Here is a 2,140-nt window from a genome sequence, read left to right on the forward strand (position 1 = left end):
GTTTCAAAGGTTTATAAGCAATCAAAGCAGTCATTTCAGAGAAAGCGAGATTCCAGCGCTTGCCCCAAAATTCTTTCAGCGATCGTGATTTATACGGAGCACGAAACAGTTCACGAACATCTACTCCGGATATTCTCCAGAGCGCAGTAGAGACATTCAGTATTCCAAAATGCAGTATGAGACTGAACCCCACAAGCAGGATCAGCTCTTCGAGAAAATATATTTTTACAAATAGTTTAGGTATCTGAAAGGATAAATATACCAGCAGCACTCCGACAATTATCCTGGTAACGCCACGAACTAAAATATCTCCGTAGGATAAAGTTGTCGAAGGGAATTTTTCAAAGAGCACGGGCCGCATCCCGAACCATCCGAGCGCGAAAGCAAGCCATTGTATAAATGTGAGCCTGGGTTTACCGGTATAGGTCTCTACAGCTACAATTGATTTCATGGATAACAATTGCAGGCTGATAATAGCAACCATGCGGTATAGTGCAGATGCCTGCCCGGTGATGACTGTTGCAAACACAACAGACAGGACAGATATTCCCCAGGCAGCCAAGCGTGCTATAGATTTACTTTGAATCGCAGGAAGAAAATATCCCGTCACCAGGATTATCAATCCAAACGATACAATATATACAGTTGTTAAATCCATGCTATGTTGTACAGGAAGGCTGTAAGATAAACGATCGTGAAAAGAATGAACAGGAGAACAAGGGCAGCTTCACCAAGTGTATAGAGCAACCCCTTGGGTGCATTCGTTCGGTCGAAATAGAAAAACTGAATAATTACCCGGGCGAGCCAGTAAAGCCCGATGAATAAGGTGATGTACTTGGCAAGAAAGGAATGATCGAGTAGTTCGTCTGTTCCAATAATGGATATAACACCAAAGCTGAAATTGATTACCAGTATATATCCGGCATATGTCCAGAACATCTGGCGCAACAGCAACGGTATATTTTTAAGGTGTGTGCTCCATTGTAAGAGTTTCGGTATCGCGAGGCTCCCTGCACTCAAGGCTATGTGGCCCAGCCCGCAGAGATATACTATGGTGTGCAACACTTCCTGTTTCATATTTTATCAGATGCTGTAATAATATACCAGAAAAAATACTGCAGAAAAATAAGACCAGAGCATGATGAACAATATATGTATAAACGTTTCGAACTTCTTGTTACGCCATAGCTTGGGCGAGTATACAAAGAACTGAAATAGCAAACGCACGAACCAGAATGCGAAGAGCCCGAGGCAAATGAAATTCCCCAGCGAACTATGAATTAGGTCGGTTGTAAGCGTGAGGCAAAGTATACCCATGAGGAATGCTGTGAACGCTATGAAGAACGTGTGCACCTCCATCATTTGTTTATTGATGAGACTAAGCGTTGATAGCTCCTGTTTCCAATGAAAATAGGCTGGCAGAACAACATGCATCAATGCCAGCAATATCAGCAGACCGCCTGTAATTTTAAGATGTATATCCATGATCTTTTTGCAGAACAAAAGCGGAAATGAAAGGAGTTATTTTTATTTCTTGTTCTGTGATAAAGCCTGCAGCGCTGAAGTTAGCCAGCCATTCACGTTTGGAAAAGAAGTGGAAGACCCCGATAGTATATATCAGAAAATTAGGAACATCGCGCAAGTGCTCAACCACAATGCACTTTCCTTCGTGTTGTAAACTGTTTTGTAGCTGCGCAAGAAATGTAATGCGCTCATCTCTGTTTCGTATCTCGTGTGTGGCAAAAATAGTAAAGATCACATCCGTTGAATTAGCCTGGAGCGGAACAGCTCGCGTAGTAATATGTTCCGTGGAAGAGTCGCATGGGTATAATTTCCGTGCGCGTTTAATCGATACCTCGGTGTGCTTTGTCGGATCGTAAAAATCAAATATCCTGAGGGTAGCGGTTGGGTATCGATGCTGTAATAAATTGCTGGTCTCATCAAACCCTGCGTGAATATTTACTATATGGATATGTTGCGCGATAGAAACAGAATCCAACCAATGTAACGTATAAAGCCCGGAGTAGTCATAAATATAGCATGATACGGCCAGCGAAATAGTGATCGTTGTTGCTATCAGTATAGCCAACAGCATTGGAATGAATGACGTTGGTTGAAGCCACGTTCCGAAACAAAAGAG

The 2,140-nt window shown here is 42.5% G+C and carries 4 protein-coding genes; all 4 read right to left on the reverse strand.

Annotated elements, in window-relative coordinates; genetic code table 11:
* On the reverse strand, nt 1-658 hold a 658-nt coding region (locus tag VIN08_RS03175; protein WP_331960110.1), incomplete at its 3' end, for an MBOAT family protein.
* Nucleotides 649-1,077 (reverse strand): hypothetical protein, encoded by a 429-nt coding sequence (locus VIN08_RS03180; RefSeq protein WP_331960113.1) that lies wholly within the window; start codon nt 1,075-1,077, stop codon nt 649-651. The genes VIN08_RS03175 and VIN08_RS03180, both read right to left, overlap by 10 nt.
* A gap of 6 nt (nt 1,078-1,083) precedes the next feature.
* Entirely contained in the window at nt 1,084-1,485 is a 402-nt protein-coding gene (locus VIN08_RS03185; protein WP_331960116.1) for a hypothetical protein, read from the reverse strand.
* Nucleotides 1,469-2,140: methyltransferase (locus VIN08_RS03190; protein WP_331960119.1), on the reverse strand; the 672-nt coding region annotated here is incomplete at its 5' end. The genes VIN08_RS03185 and VIN08_RS03190, both read right to left, overlap by 17 nt.

Origin of the sequence: Ohtaekwangia sp. (assembly GCF_036568665.1) — a bacterium.
Taxonomy (GTDB): Bacteria; Bacteroidota; Bacteroidia; order Cytophagales; family Cyclobacteriaceae; genus Ohtaekwangia.

Bases quoted from the DNA above. Each gene is read 5' to 3' on its own strand.
- VIN08_RS03185 (WP_331960116.1), bottom strand. From the start codon at position 1,485: ATGGATATACATCTTAAAATTACAGGCGGTCTGCTGATATTGCTGGCA.
- VIN08_RS03180 (WP_331960113.1), bottom strand. From the start codon at position 1,077: ATGAAACAGGAAGTGTTGCACACCATAGTATATCTCTGCGGGCTGGGC.